A 22,612-nucleotide genomic window follows, 5' to 3' on the forward strand; every position below is an offset into this window, starting at 1 on the left:
GGGCGATGTTCGGCACGGTGCTGATCGCCAACCGGGGCGAGATCGCCCTGCGGGTCCTGCGGGCGTGCCGCGAGCTGGGAATCCGCACCGCCGTCGTCTACTCCACCGCGGACGTCGACTCGGCCGCGGTGCGCCTCGCCGACGAGGCCGTCCTGATCGGACCGGCGGCGAGCCGCCGCAGCTACCTCAACGCCGCCGCCATCGTCGAGGCCGCCCGGCTGGTGGGCGCGCAGGCCGTGCACCCCGGCTACGGCTTCCTCTCCGAGGACGCCGACTTCGCCGAGATCTGCGCCGACAACGGCCTGACCTTCATCGGCCCGCCGCCGCAGGTGATGTCCGCGCTGGCCGACAAGTCCTCGGCGCGGGCGCTGATGCGCCGGGCCGGGCTGCCGCTGCCGCCGGGCAGCGTCGCACCGGTGCCGACCGCCGCGGACGCGGCCCGGATCGCCGCCGAGGTCGGCTATCCGGTGATCGTCAAGGCGGCCGCCGGGGGCGGCGGGCGGGGGATGACCGTCGTGCGCGCACCGGCCGAGCTGCCCCGGGCGTACGCGCGGACCCGCGCCGCCGCGCAGGTCGCCTTCGGCGACGACCGGGTGTACGTCGAGCGGTACCTCACCGACGCCCGGCACGTGGAGGTGCAGGTGCTGTGCGACGCCCACGGCAACGGGGTGCACCTGGGCACCCGGGACTGCTCGGTGCAGCGCCGCCACCAGAAGCTCGTCGAGGAGGCGCCGGCGCCGGCCCTGTCGGCGGGCGCCCTGGCGGCGATCGCGGAGGCCGCCCTGCGCGGCGCGCTGGAGGTCGGGTTCACCGGCGCGGGCACCGTGGAGTTCCTGGTCGACGCCGACGAGCGGTTCCACTTCCTGGAGATCAACTGCCGGATCCAGGTCGAACATCCGGTGACCGAGATGATCACCGGGGTCGACCTGGTGCACGAACAGCTGCACGTGGCCGCGGGTGTGCCACTGCGCTGGCGGCAGGAGGACATCCGGGTACACGGCGTGGCCATCGAGTGCCGGGTCAACGTCGAGGACCCGGACCGCGGCTTCGCGCCGACCCCCGGGCGGCTGGACCGGTTCGTCCCGCCGGGCGGGCCGTTCACGCGGGTCGACACCCACGGCCACGCCGGGTACGTCGTCGGCCCGCACTACGACTCGCTGCTGGCCAAGGTGGCGGTCTGGGCGCCGGACCGGGAACTGGCCCTCAACCGGCTGGAACGCGCCCTCGACGAGTTCGACGTCGGTGGACCCGGCGTGCGTACCACCATCCCGTTCGTCCGCCGGGTGCTCGACGACCCCGGCTTCCGCAAGGGCCGCTACTGCACCGGCCTGGTCGACCAGTTGCTCGCCGTCCCGCCGCAACCGAGGAGGAACCCATGACCGTCACCCACGGCCGCCCGCTGGCCGCCGAGATCACCGACATCCTGGTGACGCACTGCGGGCTCGACGCCGAGGCCGCGGCCGGGGCACCGGCCGCCTCCCTGGCGGAGCTGGGGATGGACTCCCTGGCCCTGCTGGAGCTGTCCGCCGTGGTCGCCGACCGCTGGCACGTGCGCATCCCCGAGCAGGCCGGCGAGCTCAGCATCGCCGCCGTGGCCGACCTGGTCGCCCGGCGCGCCGACCCGCCCGGACACACCGAGAACAGCGTCCTCATCGCCGCGCCGCTGCCGCTGGTCTGGAACGTCACCAACGACGTCGCCGGCTGGCCGCAGCTGTTCACCGAGTACGCGATGGCGGAGATCCTGCACCGCGACGGCGACACGGTGCGGTTCCGGCTGACCATGCACCCCGACGAGAACGGCGTCGCCTGGAGCTGGGTCAGCGAACGCACCGCCGACCCGGTCACCCGGGAGGTACGGGCGCACCGGGTCGAGCCCGGCCCGTTCGAGTACATGCGCATCCACTGGCGCTACACCGAGGAGCCCGGCGGCACCCGGATGACCTGGGTGCAGGACTTCGCCATGAGGCCCACCGCCCCGGTGGACAACGCCGCGATGACCGACCGGATCAACGCCAACAGCGCGGTGCAGCTCGCGGTCATCAAGGAGAAGATCGAGCGGCTGGCGGAGGGTCACGATGAGTGAGCGGATCCAGGGGCTGGTCGCCGCCGCCGACGTCGCCGCCGACACCCGCCGCGGCGGCGAGCTGCGGGTGCTGCTCGGCCCCCGCACCGTCGGCAGCACCTCCGGCTTCATGGGCGTGGCCCGGCTGCGGCCGGGGGAGCGCATCGCCGAGCACTACCACCCGTACAGCGAGGAGTTCCTGTACGTCGCGCACGGCGCGATCACCGTCGACCTGGACGACGAGCCGGTCCCGCTGGCCGCCGGCGAGGCGCTGTTCGTCCCGGTCAACGTCCGGCACCGGCTGCGCAACACCGGCGCCGGGGACGCCGAGGTCGTCTTCCACCTCGGCCCGCTGGCGCCCCGGCCCGAGCTCGGTCACGTCGACACCGAGCTGGTCGCGCAGGGCGGCGTCGGGAACGCGAGGAGCGAGCCGGGGTTGCGGGCATCGCAGTCGCGAACCGAGGTGGCGCCGTGAGCGGGCGCCGCTCGGTGGTGACCGGCGTCGGGGTGGTCGCCCCCGGCGGCGCCAGCCGGGACCGGTTCTGGAAGGCGATCACCGAGGGGCGCACCGCGACCCGGCGGATCAGCTTCTTCGACCCGTCGCCGTTCCGTTCCCAGATCGCCGCCGAGTGCGACTTCGACCCGGTCGCGGCCGATCTCACCGCCGCCGAACGCACCCGTGCCGACCGGTACGTGCAGTTCGCGCTCGCCTGTGCCGCCGAGGCGGTCGCCGACGCCGGGCTCGATTTCACCGACGCGCAGCGCGACCGCGCCGGCGTGGTGCTGGGCACCGCCGTCGGCGGGACGACGGCGCTGGAACAGGAGTACGTCACTGTCAGCGACGGCGGGCGGCGGTGGCTGGTCGACGCCACCCGCGGCGGCCGGTACCTGTACCAGGCGCTGGTGCCCAGCAGCCTCGCCGCCGACGTGGCCTGCCGGTACGGGCTGCACGGGCCGGCCCAGGTGGTCTCCACCGGCTGCACGTCCGGCATCGACGCCATCGGGTACGCCCACCAGCTCATCGCCGACGGCGAGGCCGACGTGGTGCTGGCCGGCGCCGCCGACTCGCCGATCTCGCCGGTCACCGTCGCCTCCTTCGACGCCATCCAGGCGACCAGCCCGGACAACGACGATCCGGCGCACGCCTCCCGCCCGTTCGACGCCGACCGGCACGGGTTCGTCCTCGCCGAGGGCGCTGCCGTGCTGGTGCTGGAGGAGGCGGAGCACGCCCGGCGGCGCGGCGCGCACGTCTACTGCGAGGTCGCCGGGTACGCGAGCCGCAGCAACGGCTACCACATGACCGGGCTGCGCCCGGACGGCCTGGAGATGGGCCTCGCCGTCACCGCCGCCCTCAAGCAGGGCCGGATCCGTCCGGACCAGGTCTCCTACATCAGCGCGCACGGGTCGGGCACCCGGCAGAACGACCGGCACGAGACCGCCGCGTTCAAGCGGGCGCTCGGCGAGGTCGCGTACCGGGTGCCGATCAGCTCGATCAAGTCGATGGTCGGGCACTCGCTCGGCGCGATCGGCTCGATCGAGATGGCGGCGTGCGCCCTGGCGATCGAGTTCGGCGTGGTACCGCCGACCGCCAACTGGGCCACCCGGGACCCGGAGTGCGACCTGGACTACGTGCCCAACGAGGCCCGGGAACTGCCGGTCGACGTGGCGCTGTCGGTGGGCAGCGGCTTCGGCGGCTTCCAGTCCGCCATGGTGTTCCGCCGGCTGCCGGCGGTGCCGCGGTGACCGGCCGGGCGGTGGTGACCGGGATCGGGGTGGTCGCGCCGAGCGGCGTCGGCGTGGCCGCGCACTGGCGGACGGTGCTCGCCGGCACCCGCCGCACCGGCCCGATCACCCTGTTCGACCCGGCCGGCTACCCGACCCGCCACGGCGGCGAGGTCCCCGGTTTCGACGCCGCCGCGTACGCCGACAACCGGCGGCTGGTGCAGACCGACCGGTGGACCCACCTCGGTTTCGCCGCGACCCGGCTCGCGCTGGCCGACGCCGGGCTGCCCGAGCGGGCACCGGACCCGTACGGCTATGCGGTCACCCTGGCCAGCTCGTCCGGCGGGAACCTGTTCGGGCAGCGCGAACTGCAGCGGCTGTGGGGCGGGCCGACCCGCACGGTCGGGGCGTACCAGTCGATCGCCTGGTTCTACGCCGCCAGCGTCGGCCAGCTCTCCATCCACCACCAGTTCAAGGGCCCGTGCGGGGTGCTGGTCGCCGAGGCCGCGGGCGGGCTGGACAGCCTGGCGCACGCCGCCCGCGCGGTCCGCCGGGGCACTCCGGTGGTGATCGCCGGGGCGACCGAGTGCCCGCTGAGCCCGTACGCCCTCACCTGCCAGCTGGCCTCCGGGCTGCTCAGCGACGTGGCCGACCCGGAGCGGGCGTACCGGCCGTTCGACGCCGCCGCCAGCGGCTACCTGCCGGCCGAGGGCGGCGCGGTGTTCGTGGTGGAGGAACTGGGGCACGCGCTGTCGCGGGGCGCGCGCGTCTACGGCGAGATCACCGGGTGGGGCGCCACCCACGACGCCGTCCACACCGGACCGGACAGCGCCGGCGACCCGGTGCAGTACGCCCGGGCGATGCGGCTGGCCCTGGACCGGGCCGGGGTCGGCGCCGACGCGGTGGACGTGGTGCTGCCCGACGCGCTCGGCGTTCCCCGGTACGACCGCAGCGAGGCGGCCGCGCTGCGCGCCGTCTTCGGGGACCGTCCGCCCCCGGTCACCACGCACAAGTCGCTGACCGGGCGGGCCCACCAGGGCGGGGCGGCGCTGGACGTGGCGACCGCGCTGCTCGCCCTCGCCCACGACACGCTGCCCGCCTCCGCCGGCCCGGACGACGTCGCGCCCGGCTGCGAGCTGGACTTCCTGCGGGAGCACCGGCGGCCGGTCCACCGGCTGGCGCTGGTCTGCGCCCGCGGCTTCGACGGGTTCAACAGCGCGCTGGTCCTGCGCGGGGCCGCGCCGACGACGGGAGGCGAGCGGTGACGCAGCGACGGGCGCGGGTGGTGTTCCTGGTCCGGGTCCCGCAGGAGCGGACGGCGGCGTTCCTGGCCGCGTACGAGGCGGTGCGGCACCTCGTCGCCGGCGGCGTGCCGGGTCACCTGGTCGACCAGGTGTGCCGCTCGGCGGCCGACCCGGAGCAGTGGCTGATCACCAGCGAGTGGGCGAGGCTGGCCGACTTCGAGGCGTGGGAGCGCAGCCCCGGGCACCGCGACCTGGTGCGGCCCATGCGCGAGTGCTTCACCGAGGCCCGCTCGCTGCGTTTCCACATCCACGCCCAGACCCCGACGCCGACCGAGCCGACGCCGGCCTGACGCGACCGCCGCACCGCCCGGCCGCGTCACCCCGCGCCCCCGCGAGCTGTGCCGAGCGACATGCCGGAGCGCAGTGTCGCCCGACCGGCGCCTGCCCCGCCGCCGCGCGACACGCCGAACGCGACGGCGTTCCCGCTGCCGTCCACCAGCCGTGCGGCCGCGGAGCGCCATCAGCCGTTCAGACGGCAGCCCCCATCGGTACGTACGAGGCGTCATCCATTGGTTACGCTTCGCGGGCGTACGCGCCCGATCCTGCCCCGCGAAGCGGCCGTCGGCAATCCGGCCGGCCGCCCTTTCTGATCTAGCCATTTGCATCTAGCAATGGATCTGAGGGCTGTCGTAGGGTCGGCCGCAGCACCCCGACGATCGCTTCTTTTGGGCTTAGATGCCCTATTTTGTGCTGGGCGGTGAACGGCAGTGAACGCGAACCCCTCGACCCATGATCCTAAGGCGACAGACCCGGACTGGGTCGACGAAGTTCTGTTCACCGGCCGGCCGACCGACGTGTGCCTCCGCCTGCCGGACCCGGTCGACCGCGGCACGCTGCACCGGCTGGTCACCGACGCGCAGGCCCGGCTCGCCGCGGCCGGACTGCGCCCCGGCGGCGCCGCCGCGCTGCGGATGCCGCCGTCGCTGGCGTACGTGGTGAACCTGCTCGCCACCTGGCGCAGCGGGGCGCAGGCGATCCTGCTCGACCACCGGCTGACCGACCACGAGGTGGGCGTCGCGCTGGAGCGGCTCACCCCGCAGGTCGTGGTGGCGCCCGTGCGCACCGGTGGCGGGGCGCTGCGGATCTTCGTCGACGTCACCGAGGGCGTCACGCCGTACGCCGACCGGCCGGCGGCCAGTGGCCACGCGGTGATCCAGCTCAGCTCCGGCTCGACCGGCCCGTCCAAGGTGATCGGCCGCACGGCCGCCGACCTGGTCGCCGAGGTGCACCGCTACACCGGGATCGACGGGGTGGCGCTGCCCGGCGAGCGGATCATCCTGCTCCCGTCCATGGTGCACGTGCTCGGCCTCGTCGGCGGGCTGCTCTACGGGCTGCACGCCGGCGTCGAGCTGGTGCCACCGGAGCGGCTGAGCGGCGACGCCGTGCTCGCGGCGATCGCCGCCGGCGACACGCCGGCCACGGTGCTGGGCGTGCCGTTCCACATCGGACTGGTCGCCTCCACCCGCCCGGAGCGCCCGCTGCCGCAGTTCCGGCGGATGACCACCGGCGGGGAGCTGGTGCCCGACGCCGTCGCCCGCGCCTTCACCGACCGGTTCGGCGTCCCGCTGGGCAACATGTACGGGATGACCGAGGTCGGCGTCATCGGCACCGACCTGTACGGGCGGCACCGGCCGTCCATCGCGCCCGCCCCGGGCATGCGGGTCCGCGAGGTCGCCGGCGAGCTGTGGGTGAGCTGCCCCGCCTCCCCGTACCTCGGGCTCAGCGACCCGGCCCGCTGGTCCGACGGCTGGTTGCACACCCGTGACGCCGGCACCGTGGACCCCGGCACCGGGCTGGTCACCGTGCGCGGCCGGCTCGACTCGCAGGTCTCCGTCGGCGGGATGAAGGTCGACCTGACCGAGGTGGAGCGCACCATCGGCGAGCTGCCCGGAGTCGCCGCCGCCGTGGTGGTCTGGGACGACGGCATCACCGCGTACGTGCAGCCGGCGGGCCCGCTGTCGGAGGAGGTGCTGGACAAGCTGCTCGCCGAGCGGCTGGCCGGCTACAAACGACCACGCACGCTGCGCCTGCTCGATCAGCTGCCCCGGACCACCACCGGAAAGCTGGTCCGCTCGGTGGACGCGCTGCGCACGGCGGGCACGTCGTGACCGGCCCGCTGCGCCTCCTCGACCACGACCTCCTCGACCACGACCACCTCGACGTCGCCGCCGACCACCGCCACGGCCAGGACCAGCTCGTCGCCGAGCGCGGGGTGGCCGACCCGGCCCCCGGGCACGTCGGGCACCGGGCGCAGCAGCGGCCGAGCGCCGCCGGGTACGGGCATGCGGCGGCGGGGCCCGCCGGCACGCAGGCCGACGCCGAGCGCCTTACCGACGGCCTCCTTCGCCGTCCACAACCGCAGGAAGTCGCGCTCGCGCCCGGCGGCCGGTCGGCCGGCGAGCCAGGCCACCTCGGCCGGGTCGAACCAGCGGCGGGCCAGCTCCAGCGCCGGCAGCGGCCGGAGCCGCTCCACGTCCACGCCGACCGGCCCGCCGGCCCGGACGGCGACCACCAGCACCCCGCCGCTGCGGCTCACGCTGACCGGCACCTCGACCGGCCGGGCCGCCGCGTCGGCCGGACCCACCCGGAGCAGCGGGGCCCCGCCGGGCCGGTGCCCCGGCACGAGATCGCCCGCGGAGCGGCGCAGCAGGGCGGCGGCGGCCCGCCGCAGCAGCCGCCCGGCCGGGACCGGCCGACCGCCGGCGCCCCGACCGACCCACACGTACGCGGTGTCCCGACCGGACACCGGTGACTGGCCCACGCAGAGAGGTTAACCATGAGAGCCGAGGTCCGCGCCTTCGTCATCGAGCAGCTCGCCGACATGAACTACGACGTGGAGGAGATCGACGACGACACCACCCTCGGCCCGTCCGGGGTCGACCTGGAATCCCTGGCCCTCGCCGACCTGGCGGTGCGGGTGGAGGACCGGTACGGGCTGAAGTTCGCCGACGACGAGTCGGAGAAGCTGGCCCTGATGACCGTGGGTGAGTTCACCACGATGGTCGCCGACCGGGTCGCCGGGGCGACGAGCGACCACCCCTGATGGCCGGACAGCCCGACCTGGAGCGAGCCGACCTGGTGGCGATGCTCGCCGAGCTGAGCGACCGACCGGCCGGCGACGTGCCCGAGCGGATCGGCTCGATGGAGCTGGCCTGGCTGGTGCACCTGGTCGAGCAGCGCCACGACCGGCGGCTCGACCTCAGCGACGACCAGCTCGCCGGGATCCGTACCGTCGACGACGCCCTGGCGGTCTTCCGGACCGCCCTGACCGTCGCCGCCGATGGTTGAGCGGCCCCGCGTCCAACTCACCGGTGTCCACGCGACCAGTGCCCTCGGCCGGGGCGCCCAGGCCCAACTTGCCGGCGTGCTCGCGGGCGTGCCCGCGTTCGGTCCGGTCCGCCGGTTCGACACCGGCGCCCGCCGGGTCGACGCGGCGGCCACCCTGCCGCAGGTCGCCGACCTCGCCGAGGAACTGGCCGAGGCGGTGGAGGAGGCGTGCCGGGCGGCCGGACTCGACCCGGCCCGGCGGGCCCGGTCGGCCCTGCTGCTCGCGGCGCACGGCGGGACGCACGTCCCACGGCTGGCGGCGGACCTGGCCACCGGCACCGGGTTCCCGGACGTTCGGACGTACACCACGGCCTGCGTCTCGGCGACCAGCGCGGTCGCCGACGCGGCGGCGCTGATCCGCCGCGGCGACGTCGACCGGGCCGTGGTCGCCGCGGGCTACCTGGTCGAACCGGACCAGTACGCGCTCTTCGACGCCGGCCGGGCCCTCGCCACCGACGCGGCGGTACGCCCGTTCAGCGCCGGCCGCACCGGCCTGCTGCTCGGCGACGGGGTCGCCGCGGTGGTGCTGGAGCACGCCGACGTGGCCCGCCGGCCGGTGGCCGACCTGCTCGGCTGGGGCCGCGCCGGCGACGCCTTCCACCCCTGCCAGCCGGATCCGGCCGGCCGGGGCCTGGCCCGCGCGGTCACCGCCGCGCTGCGCCGGGCCGGGCTGGCACCGGAGGTGATCGGGTACGTCAACGCCAACGCCACCGGCACCGGCCACAGTGACGCCGCCGAGGCGGCGGCGCTGCGCTCGGCGCTCGGGCCGGCGGCGGCACGGGTGCCGGTCAGCTCCACCAAGGCCCTGCACGGGCACGCGCTGGAGGCCTCCGGCCTGCTGGAGCTGGTGGTGACGGTGCTGGCGCTGCGGCACGGCAAGCTGCCGGTCAACGCCGGCTGGCTCGGCCCGGACCCGGACTGCCCGCTGGACGTGATCCGGGACGCCCCACGCCCGGCCGCCAGCCGCTACGCGCTCAGCCTCAACGCCGCGTTCGGCGGCGCCAACACCGCCCTGCTGGTGGGTGCCGCATGAGCGGGCCGACCGCGCCGCGCCCCGCACTCGCCGTGCGTGCCGAGGCCGCCTGGCCGGAGCCGGGCGACGGCCCACCGCCGCCGCTTCCCGGGTTCGTCCACTCCGCGTTCAACCCCCTGGTCGCGGCCGTCGCCGAGCGCTGCCTGACCCGGGCGTACGGGCGGGCGCCGGCACCGGACGGGGAGCGCACCGCGGTCGTGCTGATCAGCGCGACCGGCGACGAGGCCAGCGCGGCCCGGGTGCGCGCCACGGTGGCCGACGGCGGTCGACCCGGCCCGCTGTTCTTCTTCCAGTCGGTGCCGAACAGCGTGGCCGGCCACGTCGCCGCCCGCTGGGGGCTGGGCGGGCCGGTGGTCTGCCTCGCACCGGCCGGCGACCCGCGCGCCGCCGGGCTGGCCGAGGCCGACCTGCTGCTGCACGACGGCGACGCCGACGCGGCGTTGCTGGTCCTGATCGAGAAGGCACCGGACGACGGCGGTGCGGAGTCGGCCGTCGCGGTGCTGCTGGGGGGAGGAGAAACATGAGGACGAGGGGACTGCGCGGCGTACTCGCCGCCGACGACCTGATCGGCGCGGGCAACGTGCTGGCCCGGGTGCTGGCGCACGGCGCCGACCCGGACGGGCCCGGCCTGACCTTCGACACCGGCGTCGACGGGCACCCGGCGGAGACGCCGCTGACGCTGGGGCAACTCGACGAGCGGGTCGCCGCGCGCGCCGCCTGGCTGCACGAGCGCGGCATCGGCCCGCGCGACCCGGTGGCGGTCTGGGCCACCGCCGCCGCCGACATGGTGCTGAGCTACCTCGCGCTGACCCGGCTCGGCGCGATCCCGGCGCTGATGAACGGCAGGCTGCGCCCCGAGATCGCCGCCGAGTACATCCGCCGGCTGCGCGGCGTCGGGGTGCTCGCCGACGACGCGCACACCGCGCTGCTGGCCGCGCACGACCTCGGCGTTCCGGTGCTCGGCACGCCCGCCGAGGCCGGCACCGGCGACCCGGCCGCCGCGCCCGCCCACTACCGGCACCACCCGGACGACCCGGTCGTCATCACCCACACCTCCGGCACCACCGGGGTGCCGAAGGCGGTGCTGCACTCGCACGCCAGCCTCTTCGCCGCGACGCGGCACCTGCTGAGCATGCCGCAGGCGCAGGGCACCAGCCGGATCCTCAACGCGCTGCCCGCCCCGCACACCGCCACCGTGCTCATGGTCAACCAGGCCCTCGGCAACCGGGCGGAGATGTTCCTCCTGTCCGACCAGGGCGGGGAGCGGGTGCTCGACGCGATCCAGCGCTGGCGCCCCGACGGCGTCTTCGGCTTCTCCGTCACCTGGGCCGAGCTGGCCCGGTTCGACCTGTCCGCGTACGACCTGGACTCGGTGCGGCTGTGGTTCAACACCGGCGACTCCTCCCACGAGCCGCACATCCGGCGTCTCGTCGCGGTCGGCTCGCGGGACGTGGTGACCCGCGACGGGGTCGTCCGGGTGCCCGGCTCGGTGTTCATCGACGGGCTCGGCTCCTCCGAGATGGGCCACTCGATGTTCCACATCACCCACACCCGCGACACCGACCGCTACGGCCGGTGCATCGGCCGGCCCTACCGGTTCACCAAGGTCGCGGTGCTGGACGCGGACGGCGACCTGGTGCCCACCGGCGAGGTGGGCTGGCTGGGCATCGACTCGCCGTCGCTGTTCCGCGGCTACTGGAACGACTCGGTGACCACCTACCGGTTCCGCCAGCGCGGCTGGTACCTCACCGGTGACCTGGTGTACGTCGACGCCGACGGCCGGTACTACCACCTGGACCGGGCGGTCGACTCGGTCGACGCCGGTGGCGGGAAGCGCTTCTACACCGCGCTGTCCGAGGAACGCATCCTCGCGGCCTGCCCCGATGTCACCGACTGCACCGTGGTCATCGTCAAGGAAGGTGACCGGGTCGTCACCGACGTGCTGCTGGAACTGGCGGCCGGCGCGGACGGGACCGAGGACCGCACCGAGCGGGTCTGGGCCGCGCTCGGGCCCGACGTCGGCGCGACCCTGCGCCGGGTGGTCCCGGTACGCGCCGACGACATCCCGGTGACCGTGACCGGCAAGGTCCGCAAGGTCGCGCTGCGGGAGCGCTACCTGAGCGAGGCGCCTTCATGACCGCGGTCATCACCGGCATCGGCCTGTTCACCCCGGTGGGACGCGGTGTCGAGGCGACCGTGGACGCCCTGTACGGGGGCCGGTCCGGCCTGGTCCGCCCGCCGGACGGGCACCCCGCCGCCGGGTCGCTGGAGGTCGCCGGGGTGCTGCCGGCGGTCGACCCGCGGACCGTGTCGTCCGGGCCGGACACCAAGGTGCTCGACCGGACCGTGGTGCTCGCCCTGCTCACCGCCGCCGACGCGCTCGCCGACGCCGGCATCGAGGTGGGTCGGGACGTCGCCCCGGAGCGCATGGCCGTCATCGTCGGTGGGGTCGGTGGAATGGCGACGCTGGAGGCGCAGGTGCTGGCCCGTGCCGAGCGGGGCCGGGCCGCGGTCAACCCGTACCTGCTGACCGGGATCCTGCCGAACATGCCGTCGGCGCGGATCGCCATCCGGCACGGCATCCGCGGCTACAGCTCGTCGGTCGGCACCGCGTGCGCCTCCGGGGCGCAGGCGGTCGCCGACGGGGTGCGGCTGATCCGGGCCGGGGAGGCCGACGTGGTGCTCTGCGGGGCCAGCGAGGCGCCGCTGTTCCCGACGTTCGCCGACACCTTCGGCAACGCCCGGGCCCTCGCCCGGGGCTGGGACGACCCGGCGGCGGCGAGCCGGCCGTTCGACACCCGCCGCAACGGGTTCGTGCTCGCCGAGGGGGCGGCCCTGCTGGTGCTGGAGAGCGCCGAGCACGCGGCGGCGCGCGGCGCGGGCGGGTACGCCGACGTCGCCGGGTACGGCGTGACGACCGACGCGCACCACCCGACGGCGCCGCGGCCGGACGGCGCCGGTGCCGCCGAGTGCATGCGGCGGGCCCTGGCCGGCGGCGGAGTGCCGCCGGGGCGGGTCGGCTACGTCAACGCGCACGGCACCGGCACGAAGCTCGGTGACGTCGCCGAGACGACGGCCCTCACCGAGGTCTTCGGCGAGCACGGGGTGCCGGTCAGCTCCACCAAGGCGCTCACCGGCCACCTGCTCGGCGCCTCCGGCGTGCTGGAGGCGGCGGCGACCGCGCTCGCGCTGGGCCGGGGCCTGCTCCCGCCCACCTGGAACCTGGACGACCCTGACCCGGCCTGCCCGGCCGACCACATCCGCAAGGAGCCCCGGGCGACCGAGGCGGAGTACGCGCTGACCAACTCCTTCGGCTTCGGCGGCCAGAACGTGAGCCTGCTGCTCGCGCGCTCCGCCCGGCCGAGGAGCTGACCGAACCCGATCGGCGGGCGGACGCCCGCAGACAGCAACGGGGGGAACTGTGCGAAAGGGCTGGAACATGGACATCCGTGGGATCGACCACATCGAACTGTACGTGGGGGACGCCCGGCAGGCCGCCTTCTACTTCGGCCGGGCGGTGGGCTTCCACCTGTGCGGCCAGGGCGGCCCGGAGACCGGGCTGGCCGGGCAGCGGTCGCTGCTGCTGCGGCATGGCGACATCCGGCTGGTGCTCACCTCCGGGCTGACCGCCGAGCACCCGGCGTCGCGGTACGTGCAGCGGCACGGCGACGGCATCGCCGTGGTCGCGCTGGAGGTCGGCGACGCCGCCGGGGCGTACGCCGAGCTGGTGGCCCGGGGGGCGACCGGCGTGACACCACCGACCACCGTCACCGGCACCGACGCCGAGGTCGTCGTCGCCGAGGTCGACGGCTTCGCCGACGTGCGGCACCGGCTCGTGCAGCGGCGCGGGGACCGGCACGAGTTCCTGCCGGGGCGGATCGAGCTGCTGCCGCCGGAGGACGACACCGACGGCAAGCTGCTCGCCGAGATCGACCACCTGGCGGTGTGCGTGCCGGCCGGGCAGCTCGCCGAGACCGTCCGGCAGTACCGGGAGGTGTTCGGCTTCGCCGAGATCTTCCACGAGTACGTCGAGGTCGACGGGCAGGCGATGAACTCCACGGTGGTGCAGAGCCCGTCGGGGCGGGTCACGCTGGTGCTGCTGGAGCCGGACACCGGCCGCCGGGCCGGGCAGATCGACGCGTTCCTCGACCAGCACTCCGGCGCGGGTGTGCAGCACCTCGGGCTGCGCACCGACGACATCGTCGGCGCGGTGGAGGCGCTGCGCCGGCGCGGGGTGCGCTTCGCCGGCACCCCGGCCGCCTACTACGACGCCCTGGAGGCCCGGGTCGGCCCGGTGGACGGGTCGGTGGACCGGCTGCGTGAGCTGGGCGTGCTGGTCGACCGGGACCACGGCGGGCAGCTGCTGCAGATCTTCACCGAGTCGATGCACGTGCGCCGGACGCTCTTCCTCGAGCTGATCGAGCGGCGCGGGGCGCGGACGTTCGGCAGCGGAAACATCAAGGCGCTCTACGAAGCCAAGGAACGGGAGCTGGCCGCGGCGGGGGCGACCCCCGCCGTCGCGGCCGCCACAGCCCAGGGAGTGACGGCATGACCACCACCGAGTTCGACCCGACCCTGACCGCCGAGGAGGCGGCCCTGCTCCCGTCCGACGAGGACGTGGCGTTCTACGCCGAGCACGGCTGGTACCTGTCGAAGAAGCTGCTCACCGACGAGGAGGTGGACGCCCTCACGGCCGCCGCCGACCGGTACTACGGCGGCGAGCGCGACCGCCGGCTGCCGGTGCGGCCCCCGAAGCTCGCGTACTGGGAGCCGGCGAAGGGGCCGGTGCAGCGGCACAACGACTACGTCCACTACGAGCACGACGGCCTCGGCGCGATCCTGCGCAAGCCGTTGATCGGGGCGGTCGCCGCCCGGCTGGCCCGGGCCGACGAGATCCGCGTGTTCCAGTCGACGCTGATCTACAAGCCGCCCATCGACGGCGAGCCCTCCAACATCGTGCCCTGGCACTTCGACAAGCACTACTGGGCGTCCTCGTCGTCGGAGCGCATGCTCACCGCGTTCATCCCGTTCCACGACTGCGGCGCGGAGATGGGCACGATCACCATGGTCGACGGCTCGCACCGGTGGCGGGAGATCGGCGCCGACGACACGGTGGTGCGGCACTTCGCCGAGCGCGACCGGGACCAGCTCGAGCAGATGCTGGCGGAGAACGCGGCACACAACGGCGCCGAGATCCGCAAGATCCCCATGGTGATCCCGAAGGGACACATGAGCTTCCACCACTGCCGCATCTACCACGGCAGCGGCGCGAACGTCAGCGGTCGCCCCCGGCAGGCGATCTCGCTGCACCTGCAGGACGGCGACAACGCCTGGCGGGCGTACCCGCTCTCCGACGGCACCCTCGCCGCGTACAACCACGACGTGCTGGTCCGCCGCACCCACGACGGGCGGCCGGACTACGCGGATCCCGAGTACTGCCCGGTCATCTGGCGCCACCGCGCCCAGCAGGGAGGCTGAGAGAATGTCACGGTACGACTGGGGGAAGACGCACCCGGGGATCGAACGGCTGGAGAAGGCGGTGACCGCCCAACGGGACGTGGTGGTCCGGCACCCGCTCTACGCCAACCTCGACACCCACGAGGCGCTGGTCACCTTCATGGAGCACCACGTCTTCGCGGTGTGGGACTTCATGTCCCTGCTGAAGTCGCTGCAGCGGCAGCTCACCTGCGTCACCGTGCCGTGGATCCCCACCGGCCCGACCGGCAGCCGCCGCCTCATCAACGACATCGTCATGGTGGAGGAGAGCGACGAACTGGGCGACGGCTACATCAGCCACTTCGAGCTGTACGTGCGGGGCATGCGGGAGGCAGGCGCGGACACCGCTGCCGTCGACGCCCTGGTCGACCTGCTGCGCGCCGGCCGCCCGGTCGCCGAGGCGCTGGCCGAGGCGGGCGTGCCCCGCCCGTCGGCGGCGTTCGCCGGCACCACGTGGCGGATCATCGAGTCCACCCCGGTGCACTGCCAGGCCGCCGCGTTCGCCTTCGGCCGGGAGGACCTGATCCCGGAGATGTTCACCCAGGTGGTCGCCGTCAACGAGCGCAGCCGGCGGCTGAACACCTTCGTCGACTACCTGGAGCGGCACATCGAGGTCGACGGCGAGCAGCACACGCCGATGGCGATGCAGATGCTCGCCGACCTGTGCGGCGACGACGACACCAGGTGGCAGGAGTGCGCCGACACCGTCAACGCCGCCCTGGCCGCCAGGGCGAGGCTGTGGGATGACATCCTCGCCGCCATCAAGGGGCGCGGGTGACCGGAGCCGACCCGGTCCGGCTCTACCGGACCGTACGGCTGATCCGCCGGTTCGAGGAGCGGGCCATCGAGCTGGTCCGCTCCGGCCACGTCGTCGGGGGCATCCACCCCTACCTGGGCCAGGAGGGGGTCGCCGCCGGGGTGTGCGCGGCGCTGCGCCCCGGCGACGTGGTGGCCGGCACCCACCGCGGGCACGGGCACGTGCTCGCCAAGGGTGCCGACCCGGCCCGGATGATGGCCGAGCTGTGCGGCCGGGTCACCGGCCTCAACCGGGGCCGGGGCGGCTCGATGCACGCCGCTGACTTCTCCGTCGGCGTGCTGGGCGCCAACGCCATCGTGGGCGCCGGCGGCGCCATCGTCACCGGCGCCGTGTGGGCCCGCCGCCGCCGGGGGGAGGACCTGGTCGGGGTCAGCTTCCTCGGCGACGGTGCGGTCAACGAGGGGATGCTGCTGGAGGCGTTCAACCTGGCCGCGCTGTGGCGTGTCCCGGTGCTGTTCGTCTGCGAGAACAACGGCTACGCCACCACCATGCCGGTGTCCGGCGCGGTCGCCGGCAGCATCCCCGGCCGGGCCGAGGCGTTCGGCATCCCCGCAGCCGTGGTGGACGGCCAGGACCCGGAGGCGGTGCGGGTCGCCACGGCCGCCGCCGTCGAGCGTATGCGCGCCGGCGGCGGCCCCGAGTTCCTCGAGGCGCGGACCTACCGCTTCGACGCGCACCACACCTTCGAGCACGCGGTACGCCTCGACTACCGCAGCCCGGAGGAGGTGGCCCGGGGCCGGTCCCGGGATCCGGTGCAGATCGCCGGGGCCCGGCTGCCGGCCGCCGTCCGGGCGGCGGCGGACGCCGACGTGGAGGCGGCACTCGACGCCGCGGTGGAGTACGCCCTGGCCGGGCCGGAGCCCGACCCGGCCGGCGCGCTGGAGCACCTGTACGCCAGCGGGCTCACCGCCCGCTCCGGAGGTGGCTAGATGCCGAGGCTGTCGTACCGCAAGGCGCTCAACCGGGCGCTCGCCGACGAACTGGCCCGCGACGAGGAGGTGTTCCTGCTCGGCGAGGACATCCGGGTCGCCGCGTCGGCGGTGACCGCCGGCCTGCTCAAGCGGTTCGGCCCCGAGCGGGTACGCGACACCCCGCTGTCGGAGCAGGCGTTCACCAGCTTCGCCACCGGCGCCGCGCTCGCCGGGGCGCGTCCGGTGGTGGAGTTCCAGATCCCCTCGCTGCTGTTCCTCGTCTTCGAGCAGATCGTCAACCACGCGCACAAGTTCCCGCTGATGACCGGCGGGCAGTGCGCGGTGCCGGTCACCTACCTGGTGCCCGGCTCCGGCTCCCGTACCGGGTGGGCGGGGCAGCACTCCGACCACCCGTACAGCCTCTTCGCCCACGTCGGCGTGACCACCGTCGTGCCGGCCACCCCGGCGGACGCGTACGGCCTGCTGGTGTCGGCGATCCGCTGCGACGACCCGGTGGTGGTGTTCGCCCCCGCCGGGGCGATGGAGGTCCGTTCCGACGTGGCCGCCCTGGCGCCGGTGCCGCTCGGCCGGGGGCGGGTGCAGCGGGCCGGCGACGACGTGACGGTCGTCGCGGTCGGACACCTGGTGCACGACGCGCTGGCCGTCGCCGACGACCTCGCCGACCAGGTCTCGGTGGAGGTGTTCGACCCGCGCACGCTGTACCCCTTCGACTGGGACGGCCTGCTCGGGTCGGTGTCCCGCACCGGGCGGCTCGTGGTCGTCGACGACTCCAACCGCTCCTGCGGCATCGCCGCCGAGGTCATCGCCGGCGTGGTGGAGCGGGTGCGGCTGCACGCCCCGCCGCGTCGGGTCACCCGCCCGGACGGCGCGGTGCTGCCCTTCGCGCCGGCCCTCGACCGGGCTGTGCAGCCGGGCCGCGAGCAACTGCGGTCCGCGATCCAACACGTGATGAAGGACGGGTGAGAGACATGACCGACGTCGACTACCGCTGGCCCTCCGCCGCGCAGGCGTGGCTGGACCTGCCCGCCGACCTCCGCGCCGATCTGGTGGCCGCCGGCGCGGACTCCTGGCGGGAGGTCTTCGACGGCCGAGCCACGTACAACAAGCAGTGGCGGCTGGCCCGCCCACCGGTGATGGACGAGACCACCCTCGACGTGCTCAACGCCGTCTGCGACCGGCTCGCCCAACTGATCTTCGAGGCGTGCCGGCGGCGGGCCGCCACGGCCGGGGAGCTGCGCCGGCTGCTCGGCGTGCCGGAGGGGGCGACCCGGCTGCTCGACGAGGACGAGCCGCTGACCGAGGCACTGCTCGCCGCGTTCCGCCCGGACGTCCTGCTCAGCGGCGGCGTGCCGTACGTGGTGGAGTACAACATCGACAGCAGTCTCGGTGGTGCGTTCGACGCCGACACCACCGTCCGGCGGTTCGTCGACGTCTACCGGCGGCGCGGCCTCACCGAGCGGGCCCGGCTGGAGGCGGCCCCGTCCGCCGTGGACCTCCGCTTCGCGGCGATCCACTCCGGCCTGGGCCTGCCGGACGGGGCGCGGGTGGCGATGCTGATCGACTTCGACGCCGAGTACCCGGGGCTGGACGACCCGGAGCGCTTCTTCCGGCTGCTGCAGCCGGTGGTCGACCGGGCCGCCGCCTTCGGCCTGGACCTGGTCATCGCGCCGGTGTCACAGGTGACCCGGGACGCCGCCGGCCGGCTGGTCGCCCGCGGCGCCCCGGTCGACGGCGTGTTCCGGCTGTTCGTGCCCAACCGGGTCACCCCGAGCGCCGGGGTGGACGCCCTGGAGGCGGCGGTCCGGGCCGGGACGGTGCCGATGTGGGTGTCGGCCGCCGCCTGGCTGATCGCCAACAAGACGGCGTTCGCCTGGCTCTGGGCGGACGCCGACAGGCTGCCGGCGGCGGACCGGGATCTGGTCCACCGCTACGTGCCGCGGACCTGGGTGCTCACCCCGGAGCTGGTGGACCGGGCGGTGACCGAGCAGCGCGACCTGGTCGCCAAGCCCGCCGACGGCTCGGCCGGGGTGGACGTGCTGATCGGCCGGGAGACCGACGCGCAGACCTGGCGGGAGGGAGTGGGCCGGTTCGCGGCCCGGGGCGGCTTCATCCTCCAGCGGTACGTCAAGGCCGACGACGTCCCGCTGGACTTCGTGCAGATCGAGACCGGCGAGACGGTGTCGGCGGAGGTGCCGTACAGCATCGCCCCGTACCTGTTCGGCCGCCGGCCGGCCGGGGCCTGCATCCGCACCGGTTTCCCCGGCTGCGACGGTGTCCTGAACCTGGCCCGCGGCGTCCTGCTCTCCGGCCTCCTGGTGGTCGACTGACACCCCCCGCCCCGCCAGCGTTGATCATGAAGCTGTTGCCGTCCGCGTGGCGTGTCGCCGCCACAACTTCATGATCAACGCTGCGGGTGGGCGGGGTGGTTGTGTAGGTGGGTGGCCAGGCGGCGGACGGTTTCGGCGGCGGCGATCGCGTCGCTGCGGGCGCTGCCGTGGCGACCGTCGCTGCTGTAGATCGACGGGTCGGCGGTCAGCGGGTGGTCGGTCAGGTGCACGTGGATCGTGCCGAACCGCTCGGCGACGCCGCGGGTGTGTGCGGCCAGGCGGCGCATCCGCTCGCCGAGGCTGGCCCGGTGCTGCTCGGGCACGGCCGGGCTGTGCGAGACGTCGAACATGCCCACCGTGATGACGTCCGCCCCGGCCCCCCGCAGCGCCTCGACCATCGCCGCCAGCTCGGCGTCCACCGCGTCCGCGTCGTACGCCGGCCGGAACGCGTCGTTGCCCCCGCACACCACCAGCGCCAGGTCCGGGCGGAACTCCAGCGCCGGCCCGAGCTGTGCGGCGCGCACCTCGTGCGCCCGCAGGCCCCGCAGCCCCAGATTCAGGTACGCGAGCTGCGGCGCCGCGGCCCGCAGCTCGGCGGCGATCCGGTCGGCCCACTGCACGTCCGGGTAACCGTCCACCGGCTCGCACAGCCCCTCGGCCACGCTGTCGCCGAGCACCGCGAACCGCCGCCACGGGTGCCCGCGCAGCAGCGCCGCGCTCTCTCCGTCGCGCAGACAGTACGGATCCGTCGCCTCGGTGATCGTCGATGTCATGCCGGGACGCTAGCTCACGGACGGGCCCCTTGTTAACGCCTCCGGCAGCGCAAGGACGCCCTGCCGACACCGCTCGCCCGGCATGATGAGCGCGTGGTGCAGGTGGCGGTGTGCGGGCCGGCGGCGGCGAGCGACGCCGAGGTGGCCCACGCCCGCCGGGTGGGGGAGCTGCTCGCCGAGCGCGGCGCCACCGTCCTGTGCGGAGGCGGCGGCGGGGTGATGGCCGCGGTCGCCGCCGGCGCGCGCTCCCGCGGCGGCCTGGTGATCGGCGTACGCCCCGACGATGGCACGGCCGGCGGGCCCATCGCCGAGGTGAGCGCCACCGTCGTCACCAACATGGGTCAGGCACGCAACGCGATCCTGGCCTGGAGCGCCGACGCGGTGCTCGCGGTGGGCGGCTCGTGGGGCACGCTCAGCGAGGTGGCGCTGGCGATGCGGCGCGGCGGCGTACCCGTGGTGGTGCTCGGCGGCTGGCGGGTCCTCGACGCCGCCGGTGCCCCGGTCCCCGGCCCGCGCCACGTGTCCACACCGGAGGAGGCGGTCGAGGCGATCGGGGGATGGGCCGGCGTGCCCCCGCGCGGTTAGTCTGCGGCGATGCGGGGTTCGACGCGGCTGCTCCTGGCGCTGCTCTGCGCCACCGCGCTGGCCGCCTGCTCCGGCCCGCCGGCCGGGACCGCCACGGCGACCGGACCAGCGAGCACCGCCACGGCGACCGGACCGGCGATCGGGGGCGACCGGCCGGTCCGGCTGGCCGCGCCACCGGGCTACCGCCCGGGCACGCCGGCCCCGCTGCTGATCATGCTGCACGGGTTCGGTGGCAGCCCGGACCAGGACGAGAACTACCTCGCCCTCGGGCCGGTCGCGGAGGCCGAGGGGATGCTGTACGCGCGGCCGGAAGGGCTGCGCGACAGCCAGGGCCGGCACTTCTGGAACGCCAGCCCGGCGTGCTGCGACTGGGACCGCACCGGCGTGGACGACTCCGCGTACCTGCGGGGGGTCATCGAGGAGATTCGCCGGCACTACACGGTCGACCCGGCCCGGATCTTCGTCGTCGGCTTCTCCAACGGTGGCTTCATGGCGCATCGGCTGGCGTGCGATCAAGCCGACCTGGTGGCCGCCGTCGTCAGCATCGCCGGCGCCGGGCCGTTGGTGGCGGGCGACTGCCGCCCGGCCCGGCCGGTGGCGGTGCTGCAGATCCACGGCGACGCCGACACGTCCGTCCGGTACGAGGGCGGTGACATGGGCGGCGGCTACCCGGGGGCGGTGCGGACGGTTGAGGACTGGGCCCGGCGCAACGGCTGCGCGGTAGCCGGACGGCCAGGGCCGGCCCGCGACCTGATCGCCGGAGGCGGGTCGGCGTCCGCACCGCCGGACGCGGTGGAGACACCGACCGTCGCCTACGCCGAGGGGTGCCGCCCGGGCGGGCACGCCGAACTCTGGACCGTCGTGGGCGGTGGCCACCTGCCGGTCCTCGACGCCGGGTTCGGGCGGCAGGTGGTGGACTTCCTCAGCACCCATCCGCGGCCGACCGGCTGAGGCCGGAGCGGTCAGCCCAGCAGGGGCAGCAGGTCACCGGGGCGGGCCGCGGTCAGGTCGGCGGGGGCCCCCGGGTCGTACTGGTGACCCCAGGCCGCCGCGACGGCGAGGGCACCCGCGGAACGCGCGGCGCGCAGGTCCAGCGGGGAGTCACCGACGTACGCGATCCGGCACGGCGACACCCCGAGCCGCCGGCAGGCCAGCAGGACGCCCTCGGGGTCCGGCTTGGCCCGCTCGACCAGGTCGCCGCCGACGAGGACGGTGAAGTGCCGCGCCAGGCCGGTGCGCTCCAGCAGGATCTGGGCGGCCGGGTGGCTCGCGCCGGTGAACAGGCCCACGGGCACCCGCCGGGCCGCCTCCGCCACCACGGCCGCCACCCCGTCGTACACGGTGACCTGATCGGCCACGGCGGCGAGTTCGTCGTGGTAGCGCGCCAGGTCGGCGGCGGTCGCGGTACGGCCGAGCAGGAAGCTGAGCAGGTCGGCGGGCGCGCCCAGCGAGTACCCGGCGATGATCTCCTCGTCGGTGTGCTCCCGGCCGCCGTCGGCGACCACCGTCGCCCGGTACGCGGCCGGAACCGCGGCGTGCGACTCGATCAGCGTCCCGTCCATGTCGAAGACCAGCCCCGCGACCGGGCCCCCCGTCAGCACCATGGGTCGACGCTATCGGAGCCCGCCGTCGCCGGCCGGGACGCCCCGTCGACTCGCCTGGTCGGCCCTCGGCCCGTGCGGGTCGGGCGGCTCTCGGCTTGTGCGGGCCGGGCTGCTCTCGACCCGCGGGCCGGCCGGCCGGGGCCGGTCGGTCAGGACGGCGTCGACCGGCCGGCGCGGTGGGCGGCGGCGAGACGCTTCGGGGCCCGCGCGTACCAGGCCTCCACGATCAGCTCGGTCAGCTCCTCGACGCCGATGCGGTCCAGGCGGACCAGGACCGCCGGGTACCCGTCGAAGTGCGGGGTGGTGAAGTAGCCGGCGGGGTCGTCGGCGAGCAGCGCCTCCTTGGCGCCCAGGTCGGGCACCTGCGCGCCCAGGATCGGCCCGTCCGGCGCGGCGGTGCCGAGCGCGTCCCGGTCGGCCCGGCGCAGCGGGCGCTCCCACACGAACCCCTTGCCCCGCACCTTCCAGGCGGGCAGCCCGTCGTACGAGGGCGCCTCGGTCGTCTCCGGCAGCTCCAGCGCGATCCGGCGTACGTCGTCCCAGGTGGCCATGGGAGGACCCTACGCGGGCGGGGCATCCCCGGGGTGCCCGGTCGAGACGGGATTTTCCGCTGCACCAGACGTTGACAGG

25 protein-coding genes are annotated in these 22,612 nt (G+C 75.2%); 21 read left to right on the forward strand and 4 right to left on the reverse strand.

Going from position 1 to position 22,612, the window contains the following annotated elements:
- Nucleotides 1-5: 5 nt before the first annotated feature.
- The 7 genes from EV376_RS18290 to EV376_RS18320 all read left to right on the forward strand — a co-directional run bounded on the left by EV376_RS18290 (nt 6) and on the right by EV376_RS18320 (nt 7,196).
- On the forward strand, nt 6-1,379 hold the full coding sequence (locus EV376_RS18290) for an acetyl-CoA carboxylase biotin carboxylase subunit (protein ID WP_130324876.1): 1,374 nt from the start codon (nt 6-8) through the stop codon (nt 1,377-1,379).
- A complete protein-coding gene (locus EV376_RS18295; protein WP_130324878.1) occupies nt 1,376-2,083 on the forward strand; it encodes an SRPBCC family protein in 708 nt (235 codons plus the stop codon). Before EV376_RS18290 ends, EV376_RS18295 begins: the two co-directional genes overlap by 4 nt.
- The gene (locus tag EV376_RS18300) at nt 2,076-2,537 is read left to right on the forward strand and encodes a cupin domain-containing protein (protein ID WP_130324879.1); all 462 of its coding nucleotides are present in this window, start codon (nt 2,076-2,078) and stop codon (nt 2,535-2,537) included. Before EV376_RS18295 ends, EV376_RS18300 begins: the two co-directional genes overlap by 8 nt.
- Nucleotides 2,534-3,805 (forward strand): beta-ketoacyl-[acyl-carrier-protein] synthase family protein, encoded by a 1,272-nt coding sequence (locus EV376_RS18305; RefSeq protein ID WP_130324881.1) that lies wholly within the window; start codon nt 2,534-2,536, stop codon nt 3,803-3,805. Before EV376_RS18300 ends, EV376_RS18305 begins: the two co-directional genes overlap by 4 nt.
- A complete protein-coding gene (locus EV376_RS18310) occupies nt 3,802-5,049 on the forward strand; it encodes a beta-ketoacyl synthase N-terminal-like domain-containing protein (RefSeq protein WP_130324883.1) in 1,248 nt (415 codons plus the stop codon). Before EV376_RS18305 ends, EV376_RS18310 begins: the two co-directional genes overlap by 4 nt.
- Nucleotides 5,046-5,378, forward strand: a complete 333-nt coding sequence (locus tag EV376_RS18315) for an antibiotic biosynthesis monooxygenase family protein (protein ID WP_130324885.1) — start codon at nt 5,046-5,048, stop codon at nt 5,376-5,378. The genes EV376_RS18310 and EV376_RS18315 overlap by 4 nt, the downstream gene beginning before the upstream one ends.
- Before the next feature lie 417 nt (nt 5,379-5,795).
- The gene (locus EV376_RS18320; RefSeq protein WP_130324887.1) at nt 5,796-7,196 is read left to right on the forward strand and encodes a class I adenylate-forming enzyme family protein; all 1,401 of its coding nucleotides are present in this window, start codon (nt 5,796-5,798) and stop codon (nt 7,194-7,196) included.
- Here EV376_RS18320 and EV376_RS18325 read toward each other — a convergent pair.
- The gene (locus tag EV376_RS18325; RefSeq protein ID WP_130324889.1) at nt 7,124-7,849 is read right to left on the reverse strand and encodes a 4'-phosphopantetheinyl transferase superfamily protein; all 726 of its coding nucleotides are present in this window, start codon (nt 7,847-7,849) and stop codon (nt 7,124-7,126) included. The genes EV376_RS18320 and EV376_RS18325 overlap by 73 nt on opposite strands.
- A 15-nt stretch (nt 7,850-7,864) precedes the next feature.
- Between EV376_RS18325 and EV376_RS18330 the strand changes: the two genes are divergently transcribed.
- The 12 genes from EV376_RS18330 (at nt 7,865) to EV376_RS18385 (ending at nt 19,020) form a co-directional block, all read left to right on the forward strand.
- On the forward strand, nt 7,865-8,131 hold the full coding sequence (locus tag EV376_RS18330) for an acyl carrier protein (protein ID WP_130324891.1): 267 nt from the start codon (nt 7,865-7,867) through the stop codon (nt 8,129-8,131).
- Complete coding sequence (locus tag EV376_RS18335; RefSeq protein WP_130324893.1) at nt 8,131-8,376, forward strand: acyl carrier protein; 246 nt, start codon at nt 8,131-8,133, stop codon at nt 8,374-8,376. Before EV376_RS18330 ends, EV376_RS18335 begins: the two co-directional genes overlap by 1 nt.
- Nucleotides 8,369-9,448, forward strand: coding sequence for a beta-ketoacyl synthase N-terminal-like domain-containing protein (locus EV376_RS18340; protein WP_130324895.1), 1,080 nt, complete (start codon nt 8,369-8,371; stop codon nt 9,446-9,448). The genes EV376_RS18335 and EV376_RS18340 overlap by 8 nt, the downstream gene beginning before the upstream one ends.
- A complete protein-coding gene (locus EV376_RS18345; protein WP_130324897.1) occupies nt 9,445-9,972 on the forward strand; it encodes a beta-ketoacyl synthase chain length factor in 528 nt (175 codons plus the stop codon). The genes EV376_RS18340 and EV376_RS18345 overlap by 4 nt, the downstream gene beginning before the upstream one ends.
- Nucleotides 9,969-11,585, forward strand: a complete 1,617-nt coding sequence (locus EV376_RS18350; protein ID WP_130324899.1) for a class I adenylate-forming enzyme family protein — start codon at nt 9,969-9,971, stop codon at nt 11,583-11,585. Before EV376_RS18345 ends, EV376_RS18350 begins: the two co-directional genes overlap by 4 nt.
- A complete protein-coding gene (locus EV376_RS18355; RefSeq protein WP_130324901.1) occupies nt 11,582-12,820 on the forward strand; it encodes a beta-ketoacyl-[acyl-carrier-protein] synthase family protein in 1,239 nt (412 codons plus the stop codon). Before EV376_RS18350 ends, EV376_RS18355 begins: the two co-directional genes overlap by 4 nt.
- A gap of 67 nt (nt 12,821-12,887) precedes the next feature.
- Nucleotides 12,888-14,000, forward strand: a complete 1,113-nt coding sequence (hppD, locus tag EV376_RS18360) for a 4-hydroxyphenylpyruvate dioxygenase (protein ID WP_130324903.1) — start codon at nt 12,888-12,890, stop codon at nt 13,998-14,000.
- Nucleotides 13,997-14,926, forward strand: a complete 930-nt coding sequence (locus EV376_RS18365) for a phytanoyl-CoA dioxygenase family protein (protein ID WP_130324905.1) — start codon at nt 13,997-13,999, stop codon at nt 14,924-14,926. The genes hppD and EV376_RS18365 overlap by 4 nt, the downstream gene beginning before the upstream one ends.
- 4 nt (nt 14,927-14,930) lie before the next feature.
- Nucleotides 14,931-15,722, forward strand: coding sequence for a DUF3050 domain-containing protein (locus EV376_RS18370; protein WP_130324907.1), 792 nt, complete (start codon nt 14,931-14,933; stop codon nt 15,720-15,722).
- Nucleotides 15,719-16,690, forward strand: coding sequence for a thiamine pyrophosphate-dependent dehydrogenase E1 component subunit alpha (locus EV376_RS18375; RefSeq protein WP_130324909.1), 972 nt, complete (start codon nt 15,719-15,721; stop codon nt 16,688-16,690). Before EV376_RS18370 ends, EV376_RS18375 begins: the two co-directional genes overlap by 4 nt.
- The gene (locus EV376_RS18380; protein WP_130324911.1) at nt 16,691-17,656 is read left to right on the forward strand and encodes a transketolase C-terminal domain-containing protein; all 966 of its coding nucleotides are present in this window, start codon (nt 16,691-16,693) and stop codon (nt 17,654-17,656) included.
- Nucleotides 17,657-17,661: 5 nt separating this feature from the next.
- A complete protein-coding gene (locus tag EV376_RS18385; RefSeq protein ID WP_130324913.1) occupies nt 17,662-19,020 on the forward strand; it encodes a hypothetical protein in 1,359 nt (452 codons plus the stop codon).
- A 74-nt stretch (nt 19,021-19,094) separates the two neighbouring features.
- Here EV376_RS18385 and EV376_RS18390 read toward each other — a convergent pair whose 3' ends face one another.
- A complete protein-coding gene (locus EV376_RS18390; protein ID WP_130324914.1) occupies nt 19,095-19,793 on the reverse strand; it encodes an SGNH/GDSL hydrolase family protein in 699 nt (232 codons plus the stop codon).
- Between the two features lie 93 nt (nt 19,794-19,886).
- Between EV376_RS18390 and EV376_RS18395 the strand changes: the two genes are divergently transcribed.
- Nucleotides 19,887-20,378 (forward strand): SLOG cluster 4 domain-containing protein, encoded by a 492-nt coding sequence (locus EV376_RS18395; protein ID WP_486482681.1) that lies wholly within the window; start codon nt 19,887-19,889, stop codon nt 20,376-20,378.
- A gap of 9 nt (nt 20,379-20,387) precedes the next feature.
- Nucleotides 20,388-21,329, forward strand: coding sequence for an alpha/beta hydrolase family protein (locus tag EV376_RS18400; protein WP_130324916.1), 942 nt, complete (start codon nt 20,388-20,390; stop codon nt 21,327-21,329).
- An 11-nt stretch (nt 21,330-21,340) separates the two neighbouring features.
- Here the strand turns inward: EV376_RS18400 and EV376_RS18405 are convergent, their stop codons facing one another.
- Entirely contained in the window at nt 21,341-21,982 is a 642-nt protein-coding gene (locus EV376_RS18405; protein ID WP_130324918.1) for an HAD-IA family hydrolase, read from the reverse strand.
- 149 nt (nt 21,983-22,131) lie between these two features.
- Nucleotides 22,132-22,533, reverse strand: a complete 402-nt coding sequence (locus EV376_RS18410; RefSeq protein ID WP_130324920.1) for an MmcQ/YjbR family DNA-binding protein — start codon at nt 22,531-22,533, stop codon at nt 22,132-22,134.
- Nucleotides 22,534-22,612 lie beyond the last annotated feature (79 nt).

Source organism: Micromonospora sp. CNZ295 (genome assembly GCF_004217535.1).